Annotated in this window: 45 protein-coding genes and 1 tRNA gene; 11 read left to right on the top strand and 35 right to left on the bottom strand. The window is 41.2% G+C overall.

The window, feature by feature from the left end; genetic code table 11:
* Window positions 1-28: 28 nt before the first annotated feature.
* The 34 genes from OQE68_RS12045 to OQE68_RS12210 form a co-directional block, all read right to left on the bottom strand.
* Window positions 29-601 carry a phage baseplate assembly protein V gene (locus OQE68_RS12045; protein WP_266195648.1) on the bottom strand — a complete coding sequence of 191 codons (573 nt, stop codon included), beginning with the start codon at window positions 599-601 and terminating at the stop codon, window positions 29-31.
* Window positions 573-1,436: a hypothetical protein gene (locus OQE68_RS12050; protein WP_266195649.1), complete on the bottom strand. Its 864-nt coding sequence runs from the start codon at window positions 1,434-1,436 to the stop codon at window positions 573-575. The genes OQE68_RS12045 and OQE68_RS12050 overlap by 29 nt, the downstream gene beginning before the upstream one ends.
* Window positions 1,429-1,839 carry an HK97-gp10 family putative phage morphogenesis protein gene (locus OQE68_RS12055; protein ID WP_180571508.1) on the bottom strand — a complete coding sequence of 137 codons (411 nt, stop codon included), beginning with the start codon at window positions 1,837-1,839 and terminating at the stop codon, window positions 1,429-1,431. Before OQE68_RS12055 ends, OQE68_RS12050 begins: the two co-directional genes overlap by 8 nt.
* The gene (locus tag OQE68_RS12060) at window positions 1,829-2,149 is read right to left on the bottom strand and encodes a phage head closure protein (RefSeq protein WP_180571509.1); all 321 of its coding nucleotides are present in this window, start codon (window positions 2,147-2,149) and stop codon (window positions 1,829-1,831) included. Before OQE68_RS12060 ends, OQE68_RS12055 begins: the two co-directional genes overlap by 11 nt.
* Complete coding sequence (locus tag OQE68_RS12065) at window positions 2,146-2,454, bottom strand: head-tail connector protein (RefSeq protein WP_266195465.1); 309 nt, start codon at window positions 2,452-2,454, stop codon at window positions 2,146-2,148. The genes OQE68_RS12060 and OQE68_RS12065 overlap by 4 nt, the downstream gene beginning before the upstream one ends.
* A gap of 32 nt (window positions 2,455-2,486) precedes the next feature.
* A complete protein-coding gene (locus OQE68_RS12070) occupies window positions 2,487-3,698 on the bottom strand; it encodes a phage major capsid protein (protein ID WP_266195650.1) in 1,212 nt (403 codons plus the stop codon).
* Window positions 3,699-3,702: 4 nt separating this feature from the next.
* Window positions 3,703-4,353: an HK97 family phage prohead protease gene (locus OQE68_RS12075; protein WP_180571513.1), complete on the bottom strand. Its 651-nt coding sequence runs from the start codon at window positions 4,351-4,353 to the stop codon at window positions 3,703-3,705.
* Window positions 4,340-5,548, bottom strand: coding sequence for a phage portal protein (locus OQE68_RS12080; RefSeq protein WP_266195467.1), 1,209 nt, complete (start codon window positions 5,546-5,548; stop codon window positions 4,340-4,342). Before OQE68_RS12080 ends, OQE68_RS12075 begins: the two co-directional genes overlap by 14 nt.
* A complete protein-coding gene (locus OQE68_RS12085) occupies window positions 5,545-7,242 on the bottom strand; it encodes a terminase large subunit (RefSeq protein ID WP_180571515.1) in 1,698 nt (565 codons plus the stop codon). Before OQE68_RS12085 ends, OQE68_RS12080 begins: the two co-directional genes overlap by 4 nt.
* Window positions 7,239-7,691, bottom strand: coding sequence for a phage terminase small subunit P27 family (locus OQE68_RS12090; RefSeq protein ID WP_266195468.1), 453 nt, complete (start codon window positions 7,689-7,691; stop codon window positions 7,239-7,241). The genes OQE68_RS12085 and OQE68_RS12090 overlap by 4 nt, the downstream gene beginning before the upstream one ends.
* A 161-nt stretch (window positions 7,692-7,852) precedes the next feature.
* On the bottom strand, window positions 7,853-8,218 hold the full coding sequence (locus tag OQE68_RS12095) for an HNH endonuclease (RefSeq protein ID WP_266195651.1): 366 nt from the start codon (window positions 8,216-8,218) through the stop codon (window positions 7,853-7,855).
* Between the two features lie 151 nt (window positions 8,219-8,369).
* Window positions 8,370-8,969 (bottom strand): ankyrin repeat domain-containing protein, encoded by a 600-nt coding sequence (locus OQE68_RS12100; protein ID WP_266195652.1) that lies wholly within the window; start codon window positions 8,967-8,969, stop codon window positions 8,370-8,372.
* A gap of 175 nt (window positions 8,970-9,144) precedes the next feature.
* Entirely contained in the window at window positions 9,145-9,879 is a 735-nt protein-coding gene (locus tag OQE68_RS12105; protein ID WP_266195653.1) for a BRO family protein, read from the bottom strand.
* Window positions 9,880-9,941: 62 nt separating this feature from the next.
* Window positions 9,942-10,160 carry an HP1 family phage holin gene (locus OQE68_RS12110; protein WP_180572024.1) on the bottom strand — a complete coding sequence of 73 codons (219 nt, stop codon included), beginning with the start codon at window positions 10,158-10,160 and terminating at the stop codon, window positions 9,942-9,944.
* A 20-nt stretch (window positions 10,161-10,180) separates the two neighbouring features.
* Window positions 10,181-10,573 carry a hypothetical protein gene (locus OQE68_RS12115; protein WP_266195654.1) on the bottom strand — a complete coding sequence of 131 codons (393 nt, stop codon included), beginning with the start codon at window positions 10,571-10,573 and terminating at the stop codon, window positions 10,181-10,183.
* A gap of 6 nt (window positions 10,574-10,579) precedes the next feature.
* Window positions 10,580-10,888: an Acb2/Tad1 domain-containing protein gene (locus tag OQE68_RS12120; RefSeq protein ID WP_180572200.1), complete on the bottom strand. Its 309-nt coding sequence runs from the start codon at window positions 10,886-10,888 to the stop codon at window positions 10,580-10,582.
* Window positions 10,881-11,048: a hypothetical protein gene (locus tag OQE68_RS12125; protein ID WP_180572199.1), complete on the bottom strand. Its 168-nt coding sequence runs from the start codon at window positions 11,046-11,048 to the stop codon at window positions 10,881-10,883. The genes OQE68_RS12120 and OQE68_RS12125 overlap by 8 nt, the downstream gene beginning before the upstream one ends.
* A complete protein-coding gene (locus OQE68_RS12130) occupies window positions 11,032-11,454 on the bottom strand; it encodes an N-acetylmuramoyl-L-alanine amidase (protein ID WP_266195655.1) in 423 nt (140 codons plus the stop codon). Before OQE68_RS12130 ends, OQE68_RS12125 begins: the two co-directional genes overlap by 17 nt.
* 2 nt (window positions 11,455-11,456) lie before the next feature.
* Window positions 11,457-11,738 (bottom strand): YodC family protein, encoded by a 282-nt coding sequence (locus tag OQE68_RS30830; RefSeq protein WP_266195656.1) that lies wholly within the window; start codon window positions 11,736-11,738, stop codon window positions 11,457-11,459.
* 45 nt (window positions 11,739-11,783) lie between these two features.
* Window positions 11,784-12,356 (bottom strand): hypothetical protein, encoded by a 573-nt coding sequence (locus OQE68_RS12140; protein WP_180572170.1) that lies wholly within the window; start codon window positions 12,354-12,356, stop codon window positions 11,784-11,786.
* A 91-nt stretch (window positions 12,357-12,447) separates the two neighbouring features.
* A complete protein-coding gene (locus tag OQE68_RS12145) occupies window positions 12,448-12,624 on the bottom strand; it encodes a hypothetical protein (RefSeq protein WP_180572123.1) in 177 nt (58 codons plus the stop codon).
* Window positions 12,625-12,641: 17 nt separating this feature from the next.
* On the bottom strand, window positions 12,642-12,809 hold the full coding sequence (locus OQE68_RS12150) for a hypothetical protein (protein WP_180572122.1): 168 nt from the start codon (window positions 12,807-12,809) through the stop codon (window positions 12,642-12,644).
* A 206-nt stretch (window positions 12,810-13,015) separates the two neighbouring features.
* Window positions 13,016-13,333: a putative endonuclease domain-containing protein gene (locus OQE68_RS12155; protein ID WP_266195657.1), complete on the bottom strand. Its 318-nt coding sequence runs from the start codon at window positions 13,331-13,333 to the stop codon at window positions 13,016-13,018.
* 241 nt (window positions 13,334-13,574) lie between these two features.
* Complete coding sequence (locus tag OQE68_RS12160; RefSeq protein WP_180571968.1) at window positions 13,575-13,895, bottom strand: hypothetical protein; 321 nt, start codon at window positions 13,893-13,895, stop codon at window positions 13,575-13,577.
* Window positions 13,892-14,281, bottom strand: coding sequence for a plasmid protein (locus OQE68_RS12165; RefSeq protein ID WP_180571969.1), 390 nt, complete (start codon window positions 14,279-14,281; stop codon window positions 13,892-13,894). Before OQE68_RS12165 ends, OQE68_RS12160 begins: the two co-directional genes overlap by 4 nt.
* A complete protein-coding gene (locus tag OQE68_RS12170) occupies window positions 14,274-15,107 on the bottom strand; it encodes a deoxynucleotide monophosphate kinase family protein (protein ID WP_266195658.1) in 834 nt (277 codons plus the stop codon). The genes OQE68_RS12165 and OQE68_RS12170 overlap by 8 nt, the downstream gene beginning before the upstream one ends.
* Window positions 15,108-15,109: 2 nt before the next feature.
* On the bottom strand, window positions 15,110-15,373 hold the full coding sequence (locus OQE68_RS12175; protein ID WP_266195659.1) for a hypothetical protein: 264 nt from the start codon (window positions 15,371-15,373) through the stop codon (window positions 15,110-15,112).
* Complete coding sequence (locus tag OQE68_RS12180) at window positions 15,370-15,729, bottom strand: Ref family recombination enhancement nuclease (protein ID WP_180571817.1); 360 nt, start codon at window positions 15,727-15,729, stop codon at window positions 15,370-15,372. The genes OQE68_RS12175 and OQE68_RS12180 overlap by 4 nt, the downstream gene beginning before the upstream one ends.
* On the bottom strand, window positions 15,730-16,122 hold the full coding sequence (locus tag OQE68_RS12185) for a hypothetical protein (protein WP_180571818.1): 393 nt from the start codon (window positions 16,120-16,122) through the stop codon (window positions 15,730-15,732).
* Window positions 16,115-16,330 (bottom strand): hypothetical protein, encoded by a 216-nt coding sequence (locus OQE68_RS12190; RefSeq protein ID WP_180571819.1) that lies wholly within the window; start codon window positions 16,328-16,330, stop codon window positions 16,115-16,117. The genes OQE68_RS12185 and OQE68_RS12190 overlap by 8 nt, the downstream gene beginning before the upstream one ends.
* 27 nt (window positions 16,331-16,357) lie before the next feature.
* Complete coding sequence (locus tag OQE68_RS12195; RefSeq protein WP_219340267.1) at window positions 16,358-16,972, bottom strand: DUF1643 domain-containing protein; 615 nt, start codon at window positions 16,970-16,972, stop codon at window positions 16,358-16,360.
* Between the two features lie 34 nt (window positions 16,973-17,006).
* Window positions 17,007-17,615 carry a hypothetical protein gene (locus OQE68_RS12200; RefSeq protein WP_180571820.1) on the bottom strand — a complete coding sequence of 203 codons (609 nt, stop codon included), beginning with the start codon at window positions 17,613-17,615 and terminating at the stop codon, window positions 17,007-17,009.
* A gap of 14 nt (window positions 17,616-17,629) precedes the next feature.
* Window positions 17,630-18,361, bottom strand: coding sequence for a replication protein P (locus OQE68_RS12205; RefSeq protein WP_266195660.1), 732 nt, complete (start codon window positions 18,359-18,361; stop codon window positions 17,630-17,632).
* 1 nt (window position 18,362) lies between these two features.
* Window positions 18,363-19,352 carry a replication protein gene (locus tag OQE68_RS12210; protein ID WP_266195661.1) on the bottom strand — a complete coding sequence of 330 codons (990 nt, stop codon included), beginning with the start codon at window positions 19,350-19,352 and terminating at the stop codon, window positions 18,363-18,365.
* A gap of 571 nt (window positions 19,353-19,923) precedes the next feature.
* Between OQE68_RS12210 and OQE68_RS12215 the strand changes: the two genes are divergently transcribed.
* The 10 genes from OQE68_RS12215 to OQE68_RS12260 all read left to right on the top strand — a co-directional run bounded on the left by OQE68_RS12215 (window position 19,924) and on the right by OQE68_RS12260 (window position 25,231).
* On the top strand, window positions 19,924-20,331 hold the full coding sequence (locus OQE68_RS12215) for a helix-turn-helix domain-containing protein (RefSeq protein ID WP_180572132.1): 408 nt from the start codon (window positions 19,924-19,926) through the stop codon (window positions 20,329-20,331).
* A 156-nt stretch (window positions 20,332-20,487) separates the two neighbouring features.
* Window positions 20,488-20,931 carry a helix-turn-helix transcriptional regulator gene (locus tag OQE68_RS12220; RefSeq protein WP_266195662.1) on the top strand — a complete coding sequence of 148 codons (444 nt, stop codon included), beginning with the start codon at window positions 20,488-20,490 and terminating at the stop codon, window positions 20,929-20,931.
* Window positions 20,901-21,797 (top strand): recombination-associated protein RdgC, encoded by an 897-nt coding sequence (locus tag OQE68_RS12225; protein WP_180571892.1) that lies wholly within the window; start codon window positions 20,901-20,903, stop codon window positions 21,795-21,797. Before OQE68_RS12220 ends, OQE68_RS12225 begins: the two co-directional genes overlap by 31 nt.
* A complete protein-coding gene (locus OQE68_RS12230) occupies window positions 21,794-22,003 on the top strand; it encodes a hypothetical protein (protein ID WP_266195663.1) in 210 nt (69 codons plus the stop codon). The genes OQE68_RS12225 and OQE68_RS12230 overlap by 4 nt, the downstream gene beginning before the upstream one ends.
* A 72-nt stretch (window positions 22,004-22,075) precedes the next feature.
* The gene (locus OQE68_RS12235; protein WP_180572071.1) at window positions 22,076-22,861 is read left to right on the top strand and encodes a hypothetical protein; all 786 of its coding nucleotides are present in this window, start codon (window positions 22,076-22,078) and stop codon (window positions 22,859-22,861) included.
* Between the two features lie 31 nt (window positions 22,862-22,892).
* On the top strand, window positions 22,893-23,126 hold the full coding sequence (locus OQE68_RS12240) for a hypothetical protein (RefSeq protein WP_266195664.1): 234 nt from the start codon (window positions 22,893-22,895) through the stop codon (window positions 23,124-23,126).
* 17 nt (window positions 23,127-23,143) lie between these two features.
* Window positions 23,144-23,530 (top strand): hypothetical protein, encoded by a 387-nt coding sequence (locus OQE68_RS12245; RefSeq protein ID WP_266195665.1) that lies wholly within the window; start codon window positions 23,144-23,146, stop codon window positions 23,528-23,530.
* A complete protein-coding gene (locus OQE68_RS12250) occupies window positions 23,530-23,853 on the top strand; it encodes a carbon storage regulator (RefSeq protein ID WP_180571782.1) in 324 nt (107 codons plus the stop codon). The genes OQE68_RS12245 and OQE68_RS12250 overlap by 1 nt, the downstream gene beginning before the upstream one ends.
* A gap of 17 nt (window positions 23,854-23,870) precedes the next feature.
* Window positions 23,871-24,275 (top strand): hypothetical protein, encoded by a 405-nt coding sequence (locus OQE68_RS12255; protein ID WP_180571781.1) that lies wholly within the window; start codon window positions 23,871-23,873, stop codon window positions 24,273-24,275.
* A 56-nt stretch (window positions 24,276-24,331) separates the two neighbouring features.
* Window positions 24,332-25,231, top strand: a complete 900-nt coding sequence (locus OQE68_RS12260) for a tyrosine-type recombinase/integrase (protein WP_180571780.1) — start codon at window positions 24,332-24,334, stop codon at window positions 25,229-25,231.
* Window positions 25,232-25,238: 7 nt separating this feature from the next.
* Here OQE68_RS12260 and OQE68_RS12265 read toward each other — a convergent pair.
* Window positions 25,239-25,315 (bottom strand) — tRNA-Arg (locus OQE68_RS12265).
* A gap of 221 nt (window positions 25,316-25,536) precedes the next feature.
* Between OQE68_RS12265 and OQE68_RS12270 the strand changes: the two genes are divergently transcribed.
* On the top strand, window positions 25,537-25,983 hold the full coding sequence (locus OQE68_RS12270) for a c-type cytochrome (RefSeq protein WP_266195666.1): 447 nt from the start codon (window positions 25,537-25,539) through the stop codon (window positions 25,981-25,983).
* Window positions 25,984-26,419: the final 436 nt, after the last annotated feature.

Here is a 26,419-nt window from a genome sequence, read left to right on the forward strand (position 1 = left end):
TTAATTAAACAAACAACGTTTGGCAATGCTATTGCTTATTACCTGTAGGAACCGCAGTGCTATGCCCTACAACATCATGCTGGTGTCCGTTATAAATATCCCGATCACCCTGCATGCTTCGCGTGTGATCGGTGATCTCTTGAGTCGCTTTAATGTTGCCTTCAACAAACAGGTCACCCACAAAATGAATACCTTCAGGACTAATCAGTTTGGTGTTACCTGCGCCCGTTAAATGAATCGTTAATTCATCATTGCCTCGGTGATAGCTAAACCGAGCATGATTTTTAAACTGCCACACCGATTCATCAGGATCATGGCTAGGAGCTGGATGCTTGTTTTGATAGACAGCAGGTAACACAAACCCATTGGCTAGCTCACCACTGGGTGATAACACAATCACTTGTTCACCCACTTCCGGTGCCCACCAACTTTGGTCATAACCGGCTCTTGTTGTAAGCCAGGGTAACCAGCCAGTGGTTAATTGATCGATTTGCACTCTTACTCGTGTGCGCTGGTGATCAACTTGATGGATAGTGCCTGGTCGAATTAAATTAACCAGTAGCCGGTAAAGCTCATTTACTCGAAACAACTCGGTAGTCATCTTCGTGAGGGATTCCTATCTCTGGGGCATCATTGCATAAAACAGTGGTTGGCGGGGTTCCGCTGTCTTGCCAGATTGAGGCTTCAGTTCTTATAACTTGCTGCCATTTGATTTGCCAACGTTCATAAGGCTCGCCACCTAATATCATGACTTGCTGATCGGCACTAATATCCGTGGGATAGTCCAGTGCTTCGCCCAAATCCCATTGATTGGCATTGATCTTAAGCGATACCTGAGCTGCCAAGTCTTCAGCGTAACCCACTTGATGGTAACAATGGGCTGCCATAAAACACTTAACGGCCCCTGGTCCATTCCAATCATCAGCAGGTTTAATCTGTTGGAGTTTAACGACAATGGTAGGTAATACCGGCTGAATCAGCTGGTAATCGCTGAGGCTTGTTTCTGAAATAACAGACAGCTGATGCTGTACACTATGTAAAAACTGCTTTATTGGGCTTTTAGTGGGCGTGCTTTGGCGATCAGCCGTTAACGCTAAATCGCCCCAGCACTCAAACTCCATAATGACGGAATGCAGCATTTTTTCTGACTCAAAGCCATCAGCACTGGAGTTTAGTTGCAAGCCCAACCCAGCCAATTCAGTAATACACTGCTTTTGTAGCAAATGAGCCTGGCCGTAGTTTTTACTCCAGATTACCACCTGAAATACGCTGTTTTGCCCAGTAATATCCGTGGTATTAATACGACCACTGCCTTGGGCTGCATTCACCCGATGGTAAGTAATGGCGGGATATTTGGCTTGTTCCGGTAATATTGTGGGATAAGCCCGATCATCGACTAATGCAGATAATGTTTGTTGGATTTTAATTTCAATCATTTAGCAATTCATCAAGCCGTTTTTCAATCAGCTCGATAACCTCCTGCTTGGCATTGGAAAAATTGGATTGATCAACAGCGGGTTGAATAAAGGGCTTTTTAGCTTTTTGCCGTTCATTGCCATATTCCATGGCTAATGCTTTTTGTACGACGGATGGCTGGTGTTTTTTTTGTGAAATGCCGGAGTAAACCACTGCAAATTGGTCTTTAGCAAAGGATTTATGATTAATCGCTTTTTTAAGCTCACCGGTATCAACTGGCGCGTTTTGCTTCATCTGCTTTTTAACCGGCTTAATGATTTCTAATAAGCCTTGCCGTACCGCCCGATTAATCAGTTTTTCTTCTACATCTCGAAGTTGTTCAGTTAACTCTTCAACATCCCGTAAATTAATATCAAGTTTCATGCTCTTCACACATGAGTAGCAGTTCGCGGTTGGCTTCTCTTGGGTTAAGTGGCGCATGAATTTCAAAAGTACGGTCTTTATACTTCACCCGAAACTGCGATTTAATCCCAGGCCGATAACGAATCGTTATTTTGTAATTAATCGCATTATTAATTTGCTGGGCTGCAAAAAACTCTTTACCTGATATGGGGTCAATGGCCGCTCGGGTTTGACATACCGTTACCCAGGTTTTAGTCGGTTGGCCGAATTCATCTTTAATTAACTCAGGTTTTTCAATGGTAATACGATGTTTTAAGCGGCCGGCTCTCATAGGGATTTAAAACGGTATTTATTCCAAATAGTTTGGGTAGATAACGGTAATTCACTGACAACCCCGCCAATCACTACAGACTCCCGGTTGTTATACCAGTGGCCAATGAGCATTAATAAACCAATTTCAATTTCACGAGTGATAACTACAGCGGTATCAGTAGGGTTTTCTTGCACGAGCGGGCGTTGTGTGGTGCTTTCAAAATGGGCAACAGCCGCTTCTATTAATACCTGCAAATAAGCGTCATCTTCCGTAAACTCCTCATCAACATTGAGGTGTTTTTTTACTAGGTTGAGTTCAATCATAAATAACTAAAGGCGGGTTTCCCCGCCCATAATTAGCCCCCTTTGATTTGTAATACCTTAACAGCATTACTATCCAGCAACATATTACCCACGCGCTTGGTGGTATAAAACGACACAAAGGGCTTATTGGTGTAAGGGTCGCGCAATACCCGGGTACCAATCCGATCTAAGATCAAATAAGCCCGCTTAAAATTACCAAAGGATATCGGCGCTTTTTTCGCAGCAATGTCATCGACTTGTTCATTTTCCGTCAGCGAATAACCTAGCAGCCGCGAAGGCTCACCGGCTTGTAAGCCAGGGCTCCATAAATAATTACCGTCATTATCCTTCATCAGTCGTACTTGCCCAACACTGGTGCTGTTCATCATCCAGCGGGCACCGGTGCGGTATTTACGTTTCAAAGCGTATAGCAGCTTTAACAGATCATCGGCTTCGAGTTTAGCGGTGGCGGTATCCAAATACTGCAATTTGCCAAAGGCTCTTTTATCGTCGGTTTCCAGGGTGCGAGGATAAGCAAACAATCCCTTTGGTTTATCATTACCATCACCACGGGTAAAGGCAATTTCTTCTTGCTCGCTAAATTCTTCACCAACTTCCCCCACTAAAAACTGTTGTACATTAAAAAATGCATCATCCAGCATGGTTTGCGTGGCTTCAGGGTTGGCGTAAATCTCTCCCCAGGTGGGTGTAATCGTTTTGAGTTTAGGGGTATCCGTTTGTGGCCTTGGGTCCGTTTCCCCTACCCAGCCCGATGTCGCTCGGCCTTCTTTGCGTAGTTTTTTAAACTCAGGCGTTGATAAGGTTTGGCTGGAGCAAACCGAACGCATCACCACTTGATCACGGCCAAAATCGATAATTTGCCGGTCTAATTGTTCCGGTACTGCATAACCGCCATCTTCATCATTGCCGGTTTGCATGGCTTTCGTTTTTAATTCATCAATCTGGTCGGTTTTGCCTTTTCTGACAAATTGATCAAAGGCTTTTTCATATTCGGCGTTTTGTTGTTTACCACCAAACGTGCTGCCAGGTCGATTCGCCTTGGTTTCCAGCTCTTCAAACTGGCCTTTTAACTTTTCCAGCTCCGAGAGTTTGTCATTGATCGCCTTCAATTTACCTTCAACCAATCCATCCTGCGCGTCACCTTTTTCCAAGGTAGTTAAGCGATCATCATTGGTTTTTTTAAACTCATTAAAGGCACCACCTAATTCCTCAATTGTCTTATTAATATCTTCAGCGTAAGCCATTGATTTATCCTTTTAAGGTTTGAATAAGGGATTGCAATTGATTCACGGTACTTGATAACTCAGCGTCTCGCTGATTCAAGGCGTGATAACCATCAGCCATTAAGCCTTTGGCTTGGGCTCGCGATAAACCGGCCTCGCGCAGGAATCGCTCAAACGTTTTTGGACCACCGTCAATGGCCGATTTAACGCCATCAACCGTGGCCGATTCATTGGCAGGAAATGTCACCAAGGACACTTCCCATAATTTCACTTGCTTTAGACGATAGGTGTCGGTGTCTTCATCCCATTCACCACCACCCTTGGGAAGAGTAAAGCCAATTGATAACCCAGTGACGGAACCGGCTTTTAAATGGGCATAAGCCCGCTTTGCTAAGGGGTCATCGTCAATTAATAATTTCCCCTCAACATACAGGCCGTGGTTATCTTCCACCATTTTGGTATAGACGCCGATAGGCTCGTCATAACGATGCTGCCACAATAAAGCCGGTAATTTATTTTTCTGTTGCCACTGATTCAGTGATTGTAAAAAAGCCCCTTTTTCAACCACGTCACCATAACTGTCTTCTACTTCAAACACTGAGCCATAGCCTGCAAATACCCCTGACTCGTCTACCGATTTAATTTCAAACGGTTTCGCAATCTTAGTTAGTTTCATTTTTCTCTGGCTCTTTACCATTAATCAGCATATTCATAGGGGTTAAATAAATATCGCCACCGTCCCTTGGGTCTAAATCTTCCAGCGCCCGAATTTCATTGGGAGATAGTGAGCCGGTTTGCTGCAGCTTGGTGTAAAACTCAGCTCGGGATTTCATGTCCCCACGCAACAGGCTATTTACATTAAACTTGGCAAAGTGGCTGGCACGCTTGGCTTCAGGAATTAAACTCACCTGAATGCGCTGCTCAATCCGGGTTAAATACGGCACCAGTGCATTAACCACAAATTCTTGTGCTTGATGCTCAATATTGGAAAACGTGGCTTTTTCTAAATCACCCACCATGTGGGGTGGCACTCGAAATAATCCACAGATTTCCGAACGTTGGTATTTGCGGGTTTCTAAAAACTGGGCATCATCTGACGTCATGCCCACGCTCACCCATTTTAAGCCAGCCTCTAAAATCGCAACTTTATGGGCATTATCTAACCCTTGATATTGATCGTCCCAGCTTTGTTTGACCCGCTTAACCACATCATCATTTAAGGTTTGGTCCGTACTTAAAATGCCCCCTGGACGAGCCCCATTACTGAACAATTTAGCGCCGTGTTTTTCAGTGGCTAACCCCAAGCCAATGGCATTGCGGGCATAACTAATGGGTGACACGCCTTTGATGCCATCAACGGAAAAACCCTTTACATGGAAGACTTGGTCAGCAGTAAGAATGTCACGGCTACCATTGGCAAAGGTGACATCATAAACCAGGGTGTAATCATCCAATAATTTGGGTTCTACATTATCCGGGTTTAAGGGTAATAATTCCCGTAGCTCACCTTTGACTGTATTTTTATAGGCGTAAAAATTACCGCGCAAACATAAATGAGTAATGCACAATTCCCATAACTCTTGGGACGTCATATAACTGTTTGGCGACAGTTTAAGTAGGTGATAAAGACGATTCCCAGTGGCTTTTACCCGTTTTTCACCTTGCTGCACAAAGTAATTCAGCGGTAACTGGCCAACTGATTCAGCCAATACCCGAATACAGGAAAACACGGTACAGCAACGCATGGCGCTCTCAGGCGTAACGGTGATATTAGTATCGGTTTCATAGCCAACTCCCAGTGCTTGCAATAGTCCATGGGAATCAAACGGGGCTGCCTGACTCTTGGTAAACAATTTTTTAAAAAAACTCATAGAAAACGAATGCCGTGGTTTTCGTAGGCTTTATTTAATGAGGGGCTGTCGTCGTCGAGCATGGAACGGCCAATTCCCATAATTAATGCAACAGCACCATCAATTTTGTTATGGGGCTTTTCTTTGCGCGGAAAGATGTTCTCATTAGCGTCTTCTTTTACCGTTACGTTTGACATCATCCAAGTTAATATCGGATTACCATCATGGTGAAAGCGTTGGGCTTTTATGGCTGCCTCTAACTCTTTCATCGCGGGTGAAAAGTTGGACGTGGTTTGGGGAAATTTAACCGGACTTAAATTGTACTGATCCAGTTCTTGTGCCAGTTGTACCGCTCCCCAAGGGTCATGGGGAATTTCTCTTACTTGATGTTGCTCGGAAAGCTCTAATATCTCTTGCCTGACTTGGCTGTAATCAATTTCAGCCCCATCAGTTTTCGTTAAATACCCTTCATTTAACCACTGCTGATACGCGGAGTGGTTTTTATTATTCTCGTCATAGATTGTGTCTTCCGGTAAATAGTGACGAGAAAAGGCATAATAATGCTGTTTATCCGCGACTTGACGGGTAAATACCTGCACAAAAGAACAAATATCAATGTGTGATGAAAGGTCAATCGCAAATACAGCCTCATCGCCTTTAAAATCGTCAATGGATAACCCTTTGTCACAACAGCGATGCCAATCGACTAAATTAATCCAGGCTTCTCGGGCATTGACCCAAACATTCAGGTGCTTCGTTTTAAATGGATTTTGGCGGCTAGCATTGGCGACGGCACTGGCTTGCTGGGATAATAAAAAATCCTCCAATACCGACACATTGTAATTCGGATTCGCTTTAATTAATGCTTCCGGTTGGGTCCAGTCGTCGTCTTCATCAATGGTATAAATGAGTCCCCACAGTTCATCATTCGGCACGGAACCGTTAAGGATATTAATCACCTCTTGTCGTTTGTCATAACAAGGCCCAGCAATGTTAAAGCCTGCCGTGGTAATCACAAATAATAACGGTTGTTCTCTGGCTCCCATGCCTGAACGCATGGTGTCATATAAGTCACTGGTTTGATGCTCGTGATACTCATCAATTAACGCGCAGCTAGGAGAAGAACCATCACCTGGGTTACCAATCAACGGCTCAAAGCGAGCATGATCTAACACAATATGCATGTTTTTGGCATTGACTTGAATGCCTGCATGTTTCTGTAACTTTGGCCTTTTCTCCACCATGATCTTGGCCGGTCGAAACACCTCCCAAGCTTGTTTTTCAGTGGTTGCCCCCGAGTAAACTTCTGCACCAAATTCATCGTCCATCGCAAAGCAATATAAACCAACACCTGCTGCTAAAATGGACTTGCCATTTTTACGGGGGACTTCGTAATACACCTCACGATAACGGCGGGTGTGGTCTTTTTTTCTGCACCAACCAAATGGCACACCAAACGCAAAACACTGCCAGGGCTCTAACTGAATATTTTGCTTTTTAGAAGCCCACTTGCCTTTGGTATGCGGCAGTAGCTGAACAAATTTACAAATTCGCTCGGCTTTTTCTTCGTCAAAATAATAAGGGTAATCAGGATCATCGACTTTGGTTAAATCAGTTAAATGGCGCTGACACGCTTGAATAACGTATTGGCAAGCCGGTATGTCACCAGAGACCACCGCTTTCGCATAATGTTCAGCGCGCTCGTAATTCGTCATAGATTAAATTCGTTGGTTTCTTCCGCTGGCTGGCCAACCGCTAACCGAGCACGACTGGCAGGATCAAGGCCCAACTTGGCACCGTAGCTATCCACTTGCTTAATGGATTCGTTCGCCACCGTACACGCTGGGTTTTTCTTTAAGTTACCCTTGTTATCCATGACCATAATGCCGTGTTGCTCGATCGCGTCTTCAGCGGCCCGCCAGCGCGCGTAAGCCGTACAAAAGATTTCCAGGTTATGGAAGTCAACCTCAGTCAGTACACCACTCTTGATTAACTTGGGGGCTAAGTAGCTCCATAGTTCGGTTGCAGTGGCATCCAACCAGTTGGGTGGGTCAACATTGGTAAGTGCACCGTAACTCGGCTCATCTTGATTTAAAGCCCGTTTACCGGGATTCCCTGCGAGTAACTTCTGCTGGGTGGGCTTTGGTTTTCGACCTCTAGCCATCGCATGTTGTAATTTTTAATTTCGCGGGAATAAAAAAATTCTTGAAGCGCTCGATACCTAGCTACAAGCCCCAGAGATTAACCCCGCCCCCCTATAGCATTATTATTAATACCTTGCCATTATTGGTGGGTAGGATTGCTTAGAAGGCTTCTCAGGCAGTCTCAGCGCTGATGATTTTTTTCTTGATCTGTTTTTTTCTGGTGACAAGGACGACAGATAGCCTGTAGATTTTCAAGCGCATCATTACCACCTTGGCTCTTAGGTTTAATGTGATCAACAATATTCGCAGGTGTGTATTTATTCATTAATAAACACACTTGGCACAAGTAAGTATCACGTTCTAAGACCAGCTTGCGTAGTCTTTCCCATTGCTTACCGTAACCACGTTGATGGCGGTTGCCTTTGTTCTTTTGCCACTGTGTCCAGCCTGAAGCCTGTTGTTTATGTTGCTCACAATAGCCGTGTCTTTCACGAGTTAATCCACTACAGCCTAATGAACGACAGGGGCGTGGTGTGCGTTTAGGCATGATGCTCTTGAGTGCTGGAGTCTACGTCAGTAGTAGCCAGTGAATAATTAAATATTGAAACCATAACCACTACCAATAAAATTAATCTCATAATTTTCTCCATAAAAAAAGCCCACCGAAGTGGGCCTTTATTATTAGTGTAGATACAAATTCATTTTTTATTTTTTAACTTGCGTCTTATTTCATCTAAATATGTGGCAATTTCTAAGTGATCCTGCCAGAGTGCAAAGTCTAATGCTGTACTTCCTTTGCTATCTTTCATCTCGGTTTTTGCACCTGACTCGACAAGAAATTTTACTGTTTCAAAATGGCCGTTTTGAGCTGCAACCATGAGTGCAGTTGCTTTATCGGAGTTAGAATTAAAATTAATGTTTACACCTTTATCTACAAGAACCTTAATAACTTCAATATTATTTTTAGATGAAGCTAGCATAAGAGGAGATATACCCTCAAATGGCTTTGCATTAATATCTGCCCCCTTATTTATCAACATTTTTGCAATTCCTGCATGGTTATAAAATGAGGCAACTGCTAAAAGAGTATTCCCTTCTTTATCTATTATGTTTTCATCTGTTCCAAATTCTAGAAGTAACGCTACACCAGTATCAAAGCCAAGCATTGTTGCTAGAAGCAATGCTGCTTCTTTATTAGCTGTACTTTCTCCTTCGTTTAAGTGTTTTGATACAGCTTCAGCATCTTTATCTTTCGTTGACTGAATTAAGTCTGAGTCAGACGAGGCTGCATAAGTCATAGGAGATAAACTTATACATAGGTATACTAATAAAGAATTGATAGTGGTTTTCATATTTACTTGTGTCAAAACAATCCTACCGAGACTGTGTAAAAGCCAGCCATTATAACAGTAGCGATTGTGACTGACTACTTATCAATTATTGTTATAATTGGCTTCAGTATTATAAATTCCACTAATGGAGCTGCTGCCACATACTCTGTAGTTTGGTTAAGCCTTTACCTGTTACTAGGGTTGTTATTTTTTGTTTTAGCCCTTCCTCAGGATGTTCGAATTGACTCAGCTTAACATTTAATAGCCCTTGCTCTATTTTTTGTTGATAAGGCTGATTATATCGTGTTACCCAGCCTATCTGTCGCATATATTCAAATAAGCGATTGCGGCCAGTACCAATAATTTGAGCTGCGTCTCCTACTGAAATTGCATCTGGAGCTTTGGCTACTTGATCATGAAATTCAACTTTAGGTTTATCTTCTTCAATAATTTCTCTTGCTACATCTAAACGAACTTTATGCGAATCAATAACTGACTGCGCTACTTGAATTGCTCTAGCCATTATCACAGTTGGGTCGTCACTATTTTCCTGGCCTGTAATATAACCACCATTTTTACGAATGCTGGGTAGCACCTCACTGGTAACCCATTTTTTGAAAGCTTTTGCTTCAGGGCGGCGACTTCTTAGGATAGCTGAGAATAGGCCAGATTCGTTAATAGCCTGTAACTCTTGGGCTCCACCAAGGGTATGCACAATTGACATACCCTTTTCATCACTATCTAAATGCCGAGTCATTGCGCTTGGAAGTGAATAACCTAATACATCGGCAACATCCTTAGCAATAAACCAAGGTTCACCATTCTTATCAACAACTCGGACTGAAGAGTTCTTAAACTCAAATGAGATAATATTCATAATGTACCTATCTTCTTTATTGTTTTAAAAAAAGCCCACAGGGTGTGGGCAAAGGTTGGGGGTTAATTATCTTCTGCTTCGGATGGTTGGTTCACCTGCTGATAAAATAAAACCGTCTCCCGCTTATCCTGTCGATGCTTGTACACCCAATTCACAACAACAGTAATCGTGGTAAGAATAATACCGATAATGACACCCCAGTCTTTGAGTGTTAGACCAGCAATCACAGTGACTACACTGGCGACATAAGGGGCGTTTGATATGATTTTTTCAGTTACCATCAGGCTAACCGTGTTGTCAGTTATTTACCAAATTTGTTCGTTAAATACTGAACTAACACACTACGCAGTATTCGTCTAAATCCAAAGGTATCAATAAAAACAAGGGCTAAGGCGTATAAGTACCATTCCGGCACACTGGCTTTTAAGGCGTCAAAGCCATCCTGAATATAAATGCTCATACCAGGAACAAAGCAAATGACTAAGGGCAAAACAGTAATAATCAGCAAAAAGTCATCTTTCCAGCCTCTCGACTGAATACTTATCGAATCAAGCTCTGAGGCACTGATATTACCTTGCTGAATTTCGTCTAATTGCTTTTGGTGAACGGCTTGCTTGAGTTCGGCTTTGTGTTGTTTGTTGGTTAAATAGGATTGGAATAAACTACTAACGGCTGTGACGATAGTGGCTATCATTGTTAGTTAAACTTCGTGAGTTCCTTCAACACCGCGCTTTTCTCGGTTCGCAGTACGTGAGTTTAATACGTTAATAGCTGACTCTAAGTGCTTTATTGCTTCAGCATTATAGTCACAACAAAACTTAGATTCTTGATAAAACTCTAAGCGATCTTTGGCTGCGCTTATGATATCTTCTACAAAAGCGCCATTACGTGGCATTTTTTCATCACCTTTATTCAGCGGTCCATTCTGCCAGCCAATAGCAAAGCCAACTCCTGAAGTAGTGCCACCAGCAGGATTGCCGTTGGTATCAATAAAATGTGCTTTATTCATGTGACTCCTCATAGCTGTATAGCTTACCTTTTCTCTTTAAATAATCTTGGGAATACTTACTACGCTGATGATTACAGTAAATCAATAAACCGAGGGCAGGTAATGCAGTTCCAATAAAGGTGGCTGCAAGAATAATGAAAAAGCTAATCGTTAATTCCATTCTGGCTATATTTCCTAATATCCTTAACCGAAATCCACCACTCAGGCACATCAAAGTTAGGGCAGGTTTTACCCGAGTCCAAATCACAATGCCCTACCACTTCAGCATCAGGATATTTCAATAGCCAGTCGTCAATTACTTTTCCTAAGCTAACTAACTGAGCGGAAGTAATGCAATCACGGCCAATTAAGCAAACACCTAAACTGTACTGATTGTAGTTTTTAACATGAGCGCCAGGCCAATAGTCAGGGCGTCCATTTTCAACCGTGCCATCACGCTTAATGACTTTGTGATAACCGATGCCATCCCACCCCCGTTCTTTATGCCAGTGATGGATATCCTCAGCTGATATATCCCTATCGTCCGGTGTATCAGAACAATGCACAACGAGTTTAGTGATTTTCATGGTTAAAAAGAATTAACTTGCTCTAAAGCAGATTTAGGGAATACAGCTTTATGTGGAGTAGCACCATCAAACCAACGGCATTCGACAGTTAAAGCGTTTACATTAATAACGGTCATCACCGGCCCACCAGATTTTAATCTGACAAGCGAGCCAGTATATAAGTTAGTATTGTCCATAGTGATATTTAGTAGGGAAATGGTTTTCTGCAGGCATAAAAAAAGCCCCATCAGATGATGAGGCTTTTTCCCAAAACTTTCTATACTTGAATGATTTCCGTTAGACACAAAAATACATTCTGGAAAAAGTATATAACTGAGTTATAACGATAGTCAACTGCTTTTTGAAAATAAATAGCGTAAAAGTTGATAATTAATTTCTTGATCCCACTTATGTAATTGTTTCAAGCATTCTAAATAACGGGAATGCCAGGTGTTGTGCCAATTTTTATAAGCAATGCAGCAGTTTTTTGCAAGCCCACTTTTATTTAACTCTTTTTTGCCATTGTTACAGTTACATTTTCTAGTAACTGACTTGTGCTGATAAATACCTGTGCCATTACATGTCTTACATATATTTTCGTTAAGCACCTCGTTAATCATTTGTCTGGAAAACTGAAGGAAGAAGAATAACGATTTCTTTTTCTCCTTTGGCCATGGTTCGCGCCAACCTTCCCTCACCCCCACACGAATTACATACTCTTGCACTAATCTATCCAATTCATGCAATACAGTCTTATCACCTGCATACTTTAGTAGTCCTAATAAGTACGCCTCCCGTGGTAGGTTGCCCATACCCAATGCACCAGCAACATCTTCAGCGGTTAATTGGGGAGTACCGCCAGGTACACCTTCGTAGTTGATACTGCCATGGGCTAATAATGCCATTACGTTTGCATTTACCATACTTCACTCCTCCAAGGGTTTATTCATTCTTACTAATATGGTCTTAGCCTCTCTAGCACGATAAGTAGGAGGCTTTTATTGTTGTATTTGGTTACCAATCTAGCTTTTTGGCTTTTTCTAATAATGCTTTAAATGCTTCTTGATACTTCGGGTCTTCAAGTAGTGAACCATTCTTATTAATTGGCTCTGATGGAATAAAGCTATTGTCTTCTTGCTGTTGTCTGGGTTGTAGTTTTCTGGGGTTATTGAAAGGGATTATTTTTGCCATGCCATCCTCGTGAGTTATTACCAGCCCAGTTTTTTTGCGTCTTCTAATATGCTTTTTACTGCCTCCTTATATTTCGGGTTGGTGAAGGGTGAGCCGTCTTTAGTGATGTATATGTTGCTATCACGGCTCTGACATTTTTGTCTTGGTTGCTGCTTGGGTTTGTTAAAGGGAATTATCTTTACCATACTGTCTCCTTTAAATCTGGTCTCACCCCCTCTAGCACGCCTACTAGCGGCAAATGAGTATATTGAGCTTGTCGTATTTCTTGTCTTTAAATTCAGTCTTAGCTGCTCTAACTCAAGTATTAGCGGCCTTTTTCTGTGTCCTGTCGTGTCCTCTATTTGTCGTGTGTATGTCCTCCTAATCGGTCTCAGGCTGTCTAGCACGCCTACTAGCAACTAGCAGACAACAGCTTTTGTATAAGCTCTACCGCTCGGCCACTATGGATTAGCTCACTGTTGCAACGGTATATATTCCAGCCCAGGTCCATGGCTTCGTGGTATTTCTCCATGTCGTTGGCAAAGCCCTGGCCTCGGTTGTGCCTTCCGTTTACCCATCCGCCGCCTTCTACCTCTACTGCTAACTTTTTATCTGGCCAGGCGAAGTCAAAGCGCCACCTTCTTTTGGGATGGAATTTATATTCGGTTACTGGCTTGGGTAGCTTGTAGGCTTCTAAGTAAAATTCTAAAGTGGTTTCAAGCTTGCTCATGCTGTACACCTAACGTCTTGTGTTGATTCAAGTGGATAAAGTGCATCAATCTTATTCATAAGTGATTCTGCTGTTCTGTATCTCTTTATTGGCTCACTACCGTAAGGCCCATAACCAACCCAGCTTTTAGTAAATATTTTGTTATCATCGTTATGGCTGTACGTTACTGATGCGCAATCAACCCTGTCATACCTGTAGTGCTGCTCACCTAGTCCACAGCGGCAAAGTGATTTTTTCCAGCTCAAGTCCCACCCCCAGCATCTTTAGCATTGGGTGACTGCCAGTTATCTGAGTCAAAAACGTATACAGCAGGCTTTGCGCAAGGAGCAGTTTCGACGTATTTTTTATAAACATCTAAAACCTGCATACCAAAGCCACTTTCACAGCCAGGTGATAGCTGCTTTCGATATTCATTAATATCAAGTCCTAGCTCAGTTGCATTACAATCAAGCTGCCCGAATAAAGCATCAGCTAGGTAACCTGCTACTTGATTAATGGTATTAAGTTGAAGCATTAGCTTTGAGATAGTCTTTTCTAATGCTTCTGTGTTAGTTGTTGTCATGATTTGTCCTCAATTAAAAAGCCTGCTTCAGGTTCTTTGCCTTCATACAGCATATAGAGCTCGTCTTCAGGCTCAGTTTTCATACTGGGTTTAAAGAAGGGCTTAGCTATTTCTATTTGCTTTTCTGATAATGCATAAAATATTTGGTTGTCATGGGGTACTAGCTTTCCATCACAGTGTCTTAGAAAAACTACATCACCCCCAAAATCACCACGATTCAGTCTTACCTGAACGCAATAGCCAATGTTGTTTTCAAAATTTCTCTCTTTTCCCTGAATGGCACCAGTCAAAACAAACTGGCCTTTCTTGGGGTGGTCAGAAAGATTAATCATGCCTCGCCCTTTGTTTAACTGCAGAACCTTTTCAAACGCTTTATCTTTATCCATCGATCTTCACCCCCGCGCGCTTTAGTTTGTCTAGTTTTGGCTGCATGCTTATTCTTCGCTTGGGTAGTCTTTGTCTTTTTTTACAGCTCTTTTTGCACAAGCCTTTTTGATCTAAGCCGTTTAGATATCCACAGTCATGGCGCCATTCACGGGCTGACAACATGAAAGCAATTTCTTTGGCTTGATCCTGTAAGGCTTCTAGTGATGTGTTTGACACGTTTAAATCAATGAGGTTTTTTGATATGCCTTGTTCGGTTATGTGGTTTTCGACTTTTGGGGTGTTGTTTCTGACTACTTCTATGATTACACCCCCACGGTTTTTAATGTATTCAGCTTCGCGGTTTAGTCTTACGTCGGTGATTATGGTGTTTTGCGTTTGGTTTAATGGTTTTAACCAGAAGTCTTGGTCGAAGTGGCGACAGACTTCAGTGCCGAATAGTTGGTAGGCTTTTCTTGGAGAAACTTGGTAAATAACAGAGTCGTAATGCAATCCCTCTTTGATGCTTCTCCTTTCTTGTTCATCTACTTCGTAGGCACCGAATGCATTGATGAAGTGTAAAACCATATCCCTAAGCTTCATATCTATATTGAGTGCTTTAAGAATTGGTTCTAAAAAATCTTCTAGCACCAGAAAATGAATAGGCAGGCTTAGTATTTCCAGCTCTTTTAATGGCTCGGTATTTAACCCTTTCCAGAATAAATCATTAATAAACTGTTTTATTGGATCAGCTATAGCGTATTTGTTGTACTCGGGCAGTTGTTCTTGCAGGTAGTTAGCAAAGGTGTCTTTGCCTGCTCGGGCTTTGCCGGTTATTCCTATTAGCATCTCTACACCTCATATCCGTGTAATTGGCTTAGTCTTAAATACACTTGGTACATCACGTCATCGCGGTATTCATAGTTGAATGGGCTGTCATTAGCGTGCCATTCGACTATGCCATCTAGGCTGTACGTATTACCTTGTCCGTCTTCCCATACCCATTGGCCAGGCTTTACGTTTATTGCAGTTTGGCTGACGGTGGGTCTGGCTAACTGTTTGAACATTGAGCCGGGGAATACTTGCTTGATGAGTTGTTTGTTGATTTCTATCATTTTGTTTCCCTTATCCAAGTTTTAAGTTCTTCTGGTAAGCGATAGTTATGTCTAGCAAGTAGGTGTAAGCATTCGATGTACAGCTGGTGTTGGGTGCCGTAGCGTTTTTCAAATCGTGCCTTGTATGGGTGGATTGCCCAGCCTTTTAATTGCTTGTTTCCAGTTCCATCCTGGTGGTGGCCAGCGCATAGGGGTAATACGTACCAATGGGCATGGCTTTTTGTTCTGCCGTCTATGTGGTGGATTGATACCCAGTTGTTGTGGCTGCCTGCTTTTCTACAAGCAATGCAGCCGACGTGTTCCGCCAGGGCATCATGAAATTGTTTTTGTGGTTTGGTTACGCTACGGCCTAGCATTTAAAATACCTGCCTGTTATTTACGTCAGCGTGGTGTCTTAGGCGGCCTTCGTGTTGAATAATGGCGTTTAATGCTTCGTGACCACCTTTTACTCTTTTATGGTTTTTCTCGCTTAGCTTGGCTAAAAAACTAAGTGATTTTTTTAGTTCATAGACAGCTTTTGAAAAACTGGTATCAGCTAATTTATTCCAGCTTGATATTTGTTCTTTTAACAAGGTAATTTCGTCACATACTTCTGAGGTTTCTAACAGTTGACCTACTACCTTGGTACCGCATGCATAGGTAATTGCCATAACGCCTGTATGAACACTGGCAATTTCATTGTGTATTTTTCTCATACCGCAGTTAATGCATTTGTCTTCTTTTGGTGATTCTATTGTGTTGTTATTCATGCAATTCACCTACCTTGGTAAAAAAGTGTGTGGTTTTAGCTGCCATATCGCACTTTGGGTCACCATAAAAATAAACTGTGGTTTTCTTTTTATTTGAGTTGACTAAGGTGCAAGGCGCCATATTGTCTTCTTTAAAGCGATGACCAATCTTATATAAAACCTGATCTCCCGCTTTAGCATTTGAAATAGGTTTATATTGCAGTTTCATACAGTTCTCAGCTTTTGTTGTATGTCGTTAGAGGTGAACTTCATTAAACTCAACTAATGGCTGATCAGCTTTTACATATAACGGGTGACGTGGTGCTCCTGTTTTGGTAGCACCTAAACACCAGAGCCTGATATCTGCGTTGGTCATCATTTTTATAAATTGATTAACACGCTCCGGTTTAGCATTTGCACCCCAGGCACAAACTACTTCAGTGTGTTCAACAGCTAATTTTTTAAGCCAATAATCATTGTCACTGCCCACAGGGTCAGTGTGTTGCCACAAGTGCTTAGGGCTTGTGGAGCGAAGCGCATATAGGTTTGCAACGGTTAAGCCTTTAAAATTCCATTTCTTTGCAAAACCTTTACATCTTCTTATTGTTGGGTCGTCAACCTCAGCATCTGCAGTGGATGGGTTAAGCATGACAAATAAAACAGATGACTTTTCTGGATGAACTGTGTCGCATGTTCTTGTTAGCCAGTATCGATATTGCTGACAATCACTGATTAATGCTCCCATTAGCTTATCTCCCTGTACGCTTAATGATTTATTTGTAAAGACGTCGTTAGCGGTGAACTTATTTAATTGGCTAGGGTCATATTGATTACACGGTAGCCCCCGTGTGCATTGCTTCGTTTTACTCACTACCCCTAAACAGCGTTGACGAAGCAGTGCTTTTTTACATTACGCTGGGTTCTTCTTTTAGCCAGTCATTAAAACGTTGTTCGTTGAGTACAATAATTTTTTCGTAATCAGGCCAAAAACCGATTAAGGTTTGTTTTTTATTCCATTCATTTACAAACGCTTCGAGCTCATCTATTGCTTGAACTTGGTCTATGGCGCCATCAAACCAATCAGAATCTTCAAAGTGGTTTCTAATTAGGTCATCGATATCACCAGCACTAAGGCCTTTCCATTTACTTTCCTTGCAGTCGTAGACAAATACAGGTATTTCTTTATCTTCACTGTCGCATTCGTCTTCAATATCACCCCAGTGGAGATAACCTTCGTTACCAAAACCATCACAATAGACATAATCATCATTATTGGACGGTTGAGTAACTCGCTGGGCTTTCATCACCCTTTGTTTTTCTTTAAGCAGTGAAGCTTTATCTTGACAGCTTCTACAGTCATGACGATAACCCTTCAGCTCATTGCCACATTTACAATAAGAGGGCTGACAACACTGTTCTGCACCTGCTTCCGAATACCATATTTTTTTGCATTTTCCACAATAACTAACAGATACCTTTTCACCTGTCTCAGTAAATAATGATTTTGCATCCATGAGAATCCCTCCGATTATTGTCTGCCTAACATCCGATATATTTCGTTCATTGCAGCCTTTGGGTTATTTAATTGGTCCAACCCTTTTTCTTGTAACTGCTTTTTCTGCTGTTCATCGTGGTAAGCCTTGTTACGTTCAGCGATGGTTTGTTGTACTTGGCCAGGTAGGGCTTTGGGTATATCGCTGATGGGCTCACCCTTCAGTATTTTTTTAGTGATAATGTCGTAGTTTCTGGTGAATACCGGCAGTATGTGTTTTTCTGCCATTGACTTTAACTCAAAGAAACCGGTTTGCTTTGCTGCTTCGTATACGGCTTGGTGTGACCATTTGGCTTTGCTTGGGGTTAATTCATGAGCGTGTTTGCAAGCTTCGTGATACGCGGTTGCAGGCTCAGGTAGGCCCAAGTCTTCGGGCTGAGGTGTACACCACTTGATGAATGTGCCAGGGTCAGGAAAATATTTATCATCAATTGATCTGGCTTTATCAAAACCCAGGCGTAGCTGTTCAAAACTTAAAATACCGTTTTTGATGAATGCCTTGGTCCATTCTTTTTTGGCCATGGCTTCTGCTCGCCCGTCTGGTAACGATAGTTTCCAAGCAGGTCTGATCGCTTGCAGTTGTTCAAACACTCGGTTAATAATTTTCTCAGTTTGTTGTTGGTTGAGTGCTTGATTTTGGTTATTGTGAATATCTTGCTGACCTGGATTAAAACTTAATTTTGATACGATTTGAGTTGCTTGTTCCATGCTAAAAATCCCCTAAATCACCTGACCAGCCTTCGCTTGGCTGCATGTTTTCGCACTGCTTCTGGATTTGTTTTACTTGCTGCTCGGTTTTTTGATCCAAAGCCTGATTTAATTCTTGTCGCCTACGCTGTTTGGTTTGATAAATGGGCCACTGTGATTTAACACTCTGAAAAAACTTGGCTTGCCAGGATGGATGATGTTCACCGGAGTCAATCCAGTACAGTCTGAATTCATCAAGGCTTTGCTTTGCAAACTCTGGTGGAATCCCTGCTCGAATGAGCATGCCGGTTATTATTTTCCAGTCCGGTTCCCAATCGGGTGTCATTGGAGTGCCAGTATTTTTTCTTGTTGCCGGTGGTTTTTGATTAAACACTGGATGATCGGATGATGAATTCATTTTGCACGACTCCGAGCTACTACTCGTAGTAGTTATATTGTTTTTTGTATTAGTGTCTTTTGTGGTGACCGTTTTCGGTTTGTTTTGAAACCGTTTTCGGTCACTAGACAAACCGTTTTCGGTTTCTTTTGTGACCATTTTTGGTTTGTTTTCCTCTTCTGGTAGTGACCGTTTTCGGTTTGTTTTGGAACCGTTTTCGGTCACTTTCGGCTTTCTGGATACCCATTCATGAAGAGATAAATTAGGGCCAATTTGTTTACCTTGTTGGACAATTATTTTGCGTTCTTTTAGCTCACGGATATCGCTGTGAATATGAGTAATACTGCCTTTGTATTGTATGGCTTCTTTAATTTGCTCAGCAGCAACCCAGTCTAGCTCCTTGTGAAAGCCTATCGTTTTACGAATAATCACAAGCAAAACTCTATTCTGGCGTCGTGTAATGTCCACTGTATAAAGCTGCTCGTACAACGAGTTGTCTATTGAAATAAATCCTTTTACTTTTTTTGGTGGCTCTGACTGTTGAGACTCTAATTTTTCAGTGTCTTTTGTGCCTGGAAAGGTAATAATTTTGCTTTCTTCGGCATTTACATGCATAATATCTACATCCTTTGGTTGTTAAAAAAACTGCTTCGCTTTGACCGGTAAAGCAGTTTTTTTATGCCCGAAATAAACCTTTGCTAAACTACTGCTAGAAAATTCAGCACGTAAAAATACCCTGCCAGCAAAAACCAATTAATTGCTAGCTACTAAATTAGGATTTAATAAATTTTATTGAGCCTAAGCCCAGTTAATTAATTACGGCTAAATTACCCAGATTGAGATTTTGGATAGATACACTGTGGATTCATTTTCACTACTTCCATATCAGCTCTCCTTTTGGATACTGTATAAGTAGCCAGTTCAGTTAGTTTCAATGACAGCTAAACAGAAACTCGGTATAGTTTTTACACAACATGAGCGCTATTACTTAGAGAGCTGGGTGTTTCCGTCTCCTTTAACACTCAAACCCGTACTTTAGGCGTAAGGGTGCCTCTCAAGCACTAGTGTTAGTGTTGATAAGGGTTTATTATGATTAGCCGGGTATCCGAAAGGGTGTCCGGCTTTTTTGTTATTAAAGCAATCCTATATCTAAACTTTAACAGTATCAAGTGGGAATTGTTAAATTATGGCTGAACTTTGGCAAAAGCTAAGATCACGAAGAAGAGAGCTGGATATTACTCAACAGCAAGTTGCTGACTTCTGTAGTGTTAGTAAAGGATCTGTTGCCCAATGGGAAGCAAAAAAGCCAGAGAACAGAGCCGCTCCAAGACGGGACAAACTTGCCAGATTAGCTGAGATACTTGAAGTACCTATAAACTGGTTCCATGACGAGAGTGTTGAACTTTCAAGTGTTAGTAAAGTAATCTCTGATATAGAAGAGGATGAGTATCAAGTATCAAAAAAAGAGGCTGATGCTGAAGAGCGAAGTGTACAAGTCATATTAGAATTAAATAACTTATCTCTAATGGGGAAACTTACCAAAGAGGATATTCAAATCCTTGAAGCATTAGTACGTAACGCTCAATTACGCTGATAACTAACCTTACCCATCTAGTCCACCTCCACAAACCGACCCCTATTTTAAGTCTAAAGAAACTGTCTCCAAACTTAAATTTAACTTTGTTAGTTTTTCGCTTGACACTAATCTTTGTTAGTTTGATACTAATAGTGTAAAGAATGAGGAAAGGCTATGGACAGCACAATAACTACAGATGGACACTGGCAAGCGTATTTAGACAATCCGCACCTTGCACCGCGTGAAACCAAATATTGCTTAGGCTTATTGTCTGGCAAGACGGACAAAGTTATAGCCCGCGAACAAGGTGTAGAGCCTGGCACCGTTAGCAACAGAATAAAAAACGTACATTACAAGCTTAAAACTGCTAATCGAGCGCACCTGGTAGCCGAGTTAATACGGCTAAAAATCATCACACTTAATGTTTCACCCATGGTGATGATGTTAATGGCTGTATTTGTTGTGAATAGCGTGCCTTTGGTAGTGAATGATAACCCTGATAAACCCAGACAAGTCCGCATAGTACAACGGACTGGAAGACGACCAGAGTATTTGCCGTTAGACAATAATATAAAAGGAGACGAGCTATGTTTAAAAACGCAACTGTATATCGCCTAAAAACTAATGCTGATTATATTGTAGAGCAGTTAATTGGTGGTTTGCGTGATGCTGAGTTTAAACCTTGCGGTAAACTGCAAGAGTTTAGTTTAGGGTTTGTGGCTATTGATGGGGATAGTTTAGTTATTCCTGGTGATCGCTTTGCTTTATTTCGTGTTCGACATGATGAAAAGAAAATACCGGCTTCAACGATTAGTCAACTGGTATATGAAGCTAAAGAAGAATTTGAAGCACAACAAGACAAGACGCCTTCCAAAAAAGAGATTTTCCAGATTAAAGAGCGGATTAGATCGGAATTAATGCCACAGGCATTTTCGACAACTACCTACACTGACGTATATGTTGATGCTGAAAATAATTGGCTGGTTATTGATAGTGTTAAGCCGTCACATTGTGAATCAATTATTGGGCTTTTAAGAGAGGTTATTGGCCTTAGTTCATCGCTGATTACTGTTAAACACCCATTAAGTGATGTAATGAAAACTTGGTTATTTGAAGGTCATAGCACAGATACCTCTTATGAAACGTGTAACTACTGTGTATTAAAAGATGAGTTTGGCTCGATTACTTGTCGTAAACAAGATTTGTATGACGCCGATATTATCAAGCTCAGTGAAGATAGAGTTGTAAAGGAAATATCTCTGTATAACGAAAACTATAGCTTTGTGCTGGATAATCAGTTGAGAGTAAAGAAGATTCAACATAAGGATCAGTTTATTACAGAGCATACACCTGCTGAAATCAATGACCAAACACATCAGATAATTGTTGACACTTATATTATTCGACAAACAATCAGTGAAATAGTTAATCATGCAATAACAGCATGTGGCGGGATCGAAAACAATTCAAAGGTGGCAGCATGAAATCTATGGTTACCCGATTATCTCAGAATGAAATAATTCATAGTCAGCAACTAAGGAGAAGAAAAACAGAAGCCGATTTGATGTGGGATAAAATAACAGAGGAGTATCAAGCTAAATTAGCAGTCCATGATAGTTTACGTTGTCGTATGAGGTACTTGCTTGATAAAACCTTGCATAAGTTATTTGTAGAACCAGCAACTTTTTAAGCTAATTAATAAATATTTTTCTAATGCTCAATTTTGAGCCACGGCATCTTATTGTTTAAAAAAGGGGATATTATGAGGCTTCAACCACCTGCAGTGCGCACTAATGAAATTGAAAAGCAGATAAAGCGTGATTTTTCGAAGCATCAAGTTACTAAACTTGTTAATACTGAGCATGCCCAGATTTACCGATGCCAACAACCTAACACATGGATCAACGGCTTTGACATTATATTAGCTCCAACCTGCATTACTGTTAGTGGCGATATTGGAGAAGTTTTGTATACAGTTGGTCGAGGGCTAAACTTCTTAGCGGGTTACGGTTGTTCGAACTATGGGTTTGAAAAACTAGATGATGCATATAGAAACCAAAAAGAGGTAAATAATTACGCATTAGCAGAGCATATGTATAATCTGATTTACGACCTATTAGAGCTAGAAAAAATTAATAGCAAAGATTTTCCTGAAGAGCTTATACCTCCTTCAGAAATTGATGAAAGCAAACCAGAAAAGCTACAGCTAGCTATCGAATTTCTATGGTTAGATGTCGTAGAAAAACTTTACTTGCCTGATGAATACATTGAAAACGAAGAGTATCCCGAGTGGTTAAATCAAATAGAAATTAGCGAAGAAAACTTAGAAATTATCTATAACATGATTGATCATTTAAGAGATCACGATTATACGCCAGATGAGCATGAACTTTACCAAATTATTCGTGATACGAACTGGGATGCCATAGACCCTGAGTGGTTTGATGGAGGATTTTTGATTGCAGCCAGGCGTGTTTCATGGGTTACATCTTGTGCCCAGTGGGCTGCAACCAAATGGCTGGAAGAGAATCAAAGTAAAGCCGCCTAATAGATTTAGACAATAAATAAAGGATTTATTTATGAGCATTATTCAACAACTAGCAATGAAAGCTAAGCAGAAAGCCGATAAGAAAAGTGAAGTAAATAGAGTTGGATATTCTTTAGCAAATCAAGTACCTGATATGAAACAAGGGTTTTCCATTCAAACGAACTACGGCTCTATACAGGTTGATAGTGGCGAAGCAAGCGAGGTGGCTGCTGTTATTGAAGTGATTTTGCAGCATCGATTAGCAAGGTTAAAAGCTGAAAAATAAATAATATGGATATTCACATGATAAATGATCGGCAAGATTTGCAACCATGGAAGCCAAGAGCCAGGGTATTCAAACATCACCCTAAAGATGCCGATGAAATTGATATAGCAATTGCTGAGTTTGTACTCGATCAATCGGCAGGTATAGCCAACCAAATAATTATTAATATGATGGTAGATGATGGATTCAATATTGAGCTACTAAATTCAAAGACTCAGAAGCTAGTTAAACAAATATATAAATTTATTGATTATTTTGAAACTGGCAAGGGTGAGCCACCCGCTTATATAAGGATAAGCGAGAAGCAATACCAATGCTTAAAAGCTGGATTTAATGCTAGTAATCAATCCCTGCCCGGCCAGTTTAAAGGTGTACCGTATTTAATTCATATAGAGGTAAGGTAATGTTGACGTTAATGCGCCGAGTCGGTGAGTCGCTAAAGATTGGTGATTATCGACTGATACTGCGAGCAAGGACGGTGGGTGGTGTTACGCTCACCACTATTCACCGTAGGCATATTAGTATCAAAGAGGTTGAGTTTGGACACCCCCTTAAACTTGATCATGAAATAACTGTTTATTCATACCCTAGTAATAGGGAGAGTTTATCTAAATCTATGGGCCAGGCAAAGCTTAGTATAAGCGCCCCTAAACACATGAAAATCGAGCGTGATGAGGTTGAAACAAGGTTTCATAGAAATCAATCATATATTGGAGTCATGACTTAATAAATGAAGGTGTTTTTATGGAGAACGACCCAAATTTTAAAGACGCTAATAACTATGAAAGTATTGCAAAAGCTTTGGGTATTGAACTGTTTGGACATTACTCTGCACCGCAAGTTATTAAAAAATTAAATATTCCTCGAAATACGCTTGAAGCGTTAAAAAACACTGGTCAAATAGGTTATGTCAAAATCTCAGAAAGAGGTAGGCATCGTTTCTGGGGATGGCAACTTTGTGAATTTTTAGTGAGGCAAACAGTATGCCCTGGAGAGAACCAAGGAAAAGATACCAAGTTGGAAAGTGGTTTCTTGCGCAACGAGAAGGGTGGAATACATGGTACCGATGCGGGTATAACAAAAGAACACATCAGACAGAACGAGTATCACTCCGCACTAGCGATCTTCAAGAAGCAAAGCGACGATTAGCGGAGTTTTTTGTTCAAGAGCAAACTCCTGTAAAAGTACCAAAAGAATCCATTACATTGGCTAAGGCATTAACACTGTACTACACAGAGCATGGGAAAAAGGTTGCTAGTCATAAGGCAGCCAAGACTCATTGTGAGAAAATATTAAGCTACTGGAAAGACTCTGTGTTGTCAGATATGAGTATTAGGGAACAAAGAAAATTTAAAGATTTTTTAGAAGAGCAAGGATGTTCGATAGGTTACATTAAACGTATTTTTAATACCCTGCGGGCTGCAGTTAATTTTTGTTATAAAAATGAGTATATCGAGCATCCTGTTAATATGCTGACAATATCTGTTCCTATTCACAGTAATGTTGAAATGGGGCGGCCTTTAAGTATTGCAGAAGTTGCCCAGTTATTTGATGTGATGGATGTAGATTACCTTATCAGGTACTGCATGCTATTAATGGGAACGCTTGCAAGACCTGCAGCAGTTCTAGAGCTTCATAGTTCTCAGATTGATCATGATTACAGGCTAATTCAATTAAATCCAAAAGGAAGACAGCAGACAACTAAGTATCGGCCAACAGTAAAAATGCCCGAGTTTATTCATGAAGCTACAAGGCACATGAAACAATGCAATGTTGTTACAGGCAAAAAAGAGCAGTTTAAGAGCTTAAAATCATCATTTACTACGGCAGTTAAACATTCGGGTTTAGAAGGGAAGGTTACTGGTTACTCGTTTAGGCATACAATGAGCCGTTGGTTACGGTCTCAGTCTGTACCGCCATGGGAAGTTGCAGCTCAGCTTGGACATAGAATGGAACAGTACTCGACAACTGAAGTGTATGCGCCTTATGACCCCAATTATTTAACGGCTTGTGTCACTGCTATTGATAGGTACTTTGAGAAATTGCGTGACACTAGCGTGACACTCGATAATTTCATGAAGCTGTATAAAGGGATAAGTACTTGATTTTTAATGGCGCGCCCTAGAGGATTCGAACCTCTGGCCTTTGCCTCCGGAGGGCAACGCTCTATCCAGCTGAGCTAAGGGCGCGTTACTTTGAAATGCGGCGGCTATATTACCTGCCATTGATAGCTTAGTCTAGCCCGAATCTCAGGTTTGTAACTATCTTGCTGCTGATCTATATCAGTGAAATCAAGACACGACTGTTTAGGCTTAGTGGGTTTTGGTCTATAATCGTCCAGCATTTGACCCCGGACCTAAAAAACAGTACTAGCCGGGCTGTGTGATGGCTGAATTATGAGGACAACTAAGTGGCTCACCAACGCAATAAAAGAACTGCCAAAGCAATATACTCTACTGTTTTAATGAGCCTGCTGGCGATTACATCATCCCATGCTGCGACCAAAGATGAACAAATTGCAGAACGAATCAAGCCAATTGGCAAGGTATGTATAGAAGGTGAAGAGTGTGCGAAAAATGCTGGTGCTGTGGCAAGCTCAAGCTCTGGTCCTCGCTCAGGTGAAGATGTCGTAGGGTTGTTCTGTAATACTTGTCATGGTACGGGGTTATTGGATGCGCCTAAAGTAGGTGATACGGGTACATGGCAGGCAAGATTGGATGGTCTCGGTTCATTTGAAGAGCTAGTAAAGAGTGCTATTAATGGAAAAGGTAGTATGCCGCCTAAAGGTAATTGTGCGGATTGTTCTGATGAAGAAATCAGTTTGGCAATAGAACACATGAGTGGTCTAAAACCTTGATAGGGTAAGAAGTATACAAATTAGCAATCAAAAGCCGTTTATTTATATTAGATAAACGGCTTTTTGTTTATAAAATAGTCGATATTTGTTTTGTTTCGAAAAAGTATTGACTTAAAATTTAAAGTGCGTAGAATGCGCCGCCACTGACTGGAGATGAGCAGAAAAGACAGCAGCTGCCGGAGGTTTTCGAACCGAGGTAACGCTGAAAAAACTTTTCAAAAACATCTTCAGGAAGGGCGAAAAAAATCGCTTGACTTTAAAAGGTTAAACGATAGAATGAGCGCCCTCAGTTAGCGAGCCAAGCGCAGCTAACAAGTTCTTTAACAAATTAATCAGACAATTCATGTGGGCTTTAGCTGTAATGATGAGACAAAAATTATCATTGCGCTAAAAGTCAATATATTTGAGATTTAGATAACGCGATGAGCCAAGTTTC

The organism is Spartinivicinus marinus (assembly GCF_026309355.1).
GTDB classification, from domain to species: domain Bacteria; phylum Pseudomonadota; class Gammaproteobacteria; order Pseudomonadales; family Zooshikellaceae; genus Spartinivicinus; species Spartinivicinus marinus.